This is a genomic window from Pseudonocardia lacus, assembly GCF_018531445.1.
Taxonomy (GTDB): Bacteria; Actinomycetota; Actinomycetes; order Mycobacteriales; family Pseudonocardiaceae; genus Pseudonocardia; species Pseudonocardia lacus.
In genome coordinates this window covers 1-2,317 of record NZ_JAHDTH010000417.1, presented here as the reverse complement: position 1 = coordinate 2,317, position 2,317 = coordinate 1, and the positions used below count along the sequence as shown (strand labels likewise).

The 2,317-nt window shown below is 74.5% G+C and carries 2 protein-coding genes; one reads left to right on the top strand and one right to left on the bottom strand.

Annotation, left to right across the window (positions count from 1 at the left end):
• Positions 1-577: hypothetical protein (locus KIK08_RS38650; protein WP_214408269.1), on the bottom strand; the 577-nt coding region annotated here is incomplete at its 3' end.
• Between the two features lie 513 nt (positions 578-1,090).
• On the opposite strand from KIK08_RS38650, the gene KIK08_RS38645 reads away from it, so the two are divergent.
• Positions 1,091-2,206 (top strand): NYN domain-containing protein, encoded by a 1,116-nt coding sequence (locus tag KIK08_RS38645; RefSeq protein ID WP_214408268.1) that lies wholly within the window; start codon positions 1,091-1,093, stop codon positions 2,204-2,206.
• Positions 2,207-2,317 lie beyond the last annotated feature (111 nt).

The window sequence follows — 2,317 nt, the reverse complement described above, 5'->3', positions numbered from 1 at the left end:
CGGCCACCGCCTCGGCGTCCGCGTCGTCGGCGGCGGCGTCGGCGGCGGCCGCGTCCTCGACCGCGGCGTCCTCCGCGGCGGCGTCCTGCCCGGCCGCGGCGGCGACCAGCGCCTTCAGCTCGTCGAGGCGGGTCCGGGCCGCGGCCAGCGGGTCGTCGGCGGCGGCATCCTCGGCAGCGGCCTCGTCGGCGGCAGCGTCCTCGGCAGCAGCGTCGTCGGCAGCAGCGTCGTCGGCGGCATCCTCCGCATCGGCGCCGGCGGCCTCGGCCGCCGCGTCCTCCTCGGCGACGATGGCCTCGGCGGCGGCCTCGGCCGCGGCCACGTCACCGCCCACCGCCGTCACGACGGCCTCGGCCGCGGTGACGCCCTCCTCGGCGGCCAGCTCGGTGACCAGCGCCGCCCGCAGGCTCGCGTCGGCGGTGGCGACCGGATCGGCCGCCGGGTCGACGGCGACCTCGGCGACGGTGCCGATGCTGACGCCGGTGCCGGTCGTGGCCCCCACCCCGACCACCGCGACGGCACCCAGGCCCACGGCGGCGACCGCCGACATGACCCTCTTCTTCGCGCGCGTGTCCATCATTCCTCCACGCCCCGCAGGGGGCTCGACTCGTAGTGCGTTGTAGTGCTGGGGAGCGACTACGCCGGGCGATGCTACATAGCGAAGGAAATACGTCGAATCGAATGCGAACCCGCGCGCACGGTCGAGGCCGCCGGCTCCGTCGTTCCGCTCCGTGAGCCGTCGTTGATCACGGCACGCGCGACGTCTTCCCACGTCAACAACCTTGTCAGAGCACGAGCAGGGCCCGCTCGTACCGTCCGATATCCATCCGTGATCACGCTGTGTCAACGTCGAACGGGGCGACAGTTCAGCCGATTGGCCCAACATCGCCGGAGTGCCCATTCGTGCGGCCCCGGCCGCGAATCGGGCCGGACGACGGGCACGCACGAACGATATCGGGATTCGGTTCTGGCGCATTCCCGCCGCGTCGGCGGAGCACGCCGCGGCGCACCCCCGCGTCGACATCCCGCCCGGCCACCAGGATGATCGACGCCGGACCGGCACCCCACCCCGACGATCGGCGGAGCACCAGTGATCAGCGACGACGAGCGCATCGCGCTGTTCCTCGACTACGAGAACCTCGCGATCGGGGCCCGCGACGGGCTCGGCGTGGCACCGTTCGACTTCGGGCCCATCGCCGACGCGCTGGCCGAGCGCGGCCGGGTCGTCGCCCGCCGGGCCTACGCCGACTGGTCCTACTTCGACGAGGACCGCAGGCTGCTGGCCCGCGCGCAGGTGGAGCTCATCGAGATCCCGCAGCGGCTCGGCGGCTCCCGCAAGAACGCCGCGGACATCAAGATGGCCGTGGACGCGATCGAACTGGCCTACGAGCGCGGCTTCATCACCACGTTCGCGATCGGCACCGGCGACTCCGACTTCACGCCGCTGGTGCACAAGCTGCGCGAGCTGGACAAGCGGGTCATCGGCATCGGGGTGCAGTCGTCGACGTCGGCGCTGCTGCCGCCGGCCTGCGACGAGTTCCTGTTCTACGACCGGCTGCCCGGCGTCGAGCCGGTGGCGCCGGTCCGCGCGCCGCGCCGGGGCCGCCGACCGGCCGCGGCGGCGACCGCGCCCCCTGCTCCGGAGCCCACCCCGCCGGTCGTCGAGGCGCCGGAGCCGCCCGCCGAGGACGACGGGCCCGCCGACGACGCCGACCGCGATCTCGGGGCCCTGGTGGCCCGCACGCTCGCCGGCCTGCAGCGCCACACCGACGGCCCGGTGCTCGCGTCCCGGGTGAAGCGGGCGATCCTGCGCAAGGACCCCACCTTCGACGAGGCCGACCACGGCTTCCGCAACTTCTCCGAGCTGCTGCGCCGCCTGGAGACCGAACGGGTGGTCGAGCTGCGCCCGGGCACCGCCCAGGGCGACCCCGAGGTGACCTTCCCGCAGGGCGAGTCGGCCGAGGCCGCGGAGGCGGCGGCGTTCCGGCTGCTGGTGGACGTGATCACCCGGCTGCGCACGCCCCAGTCGCGCCCCCAGCTGAGCGGGTTGAAGAACCAGCTGCGCAAGCGCGAGCCGGGGTTCAGCGAGAAGCGCTACGGCTTCAACAGCTTCTCGGCGTTCGTGCGGGCCGCCCGCGCCCGCGGCCTGGTCACCATGGACTGGGACGAGGACACCGGCGACTACCTGCTGGACGTGCCGGCCTAGCCGCACGACCGGCCGCGTGCCGCTCGCCGGCCCGGCGCGGCGATGTCGTGACCGTCTTCGCAGGGGCGGCGCGGTCCTCGCAGGTGCCGTGCACCCTGCGCCGACCACGCC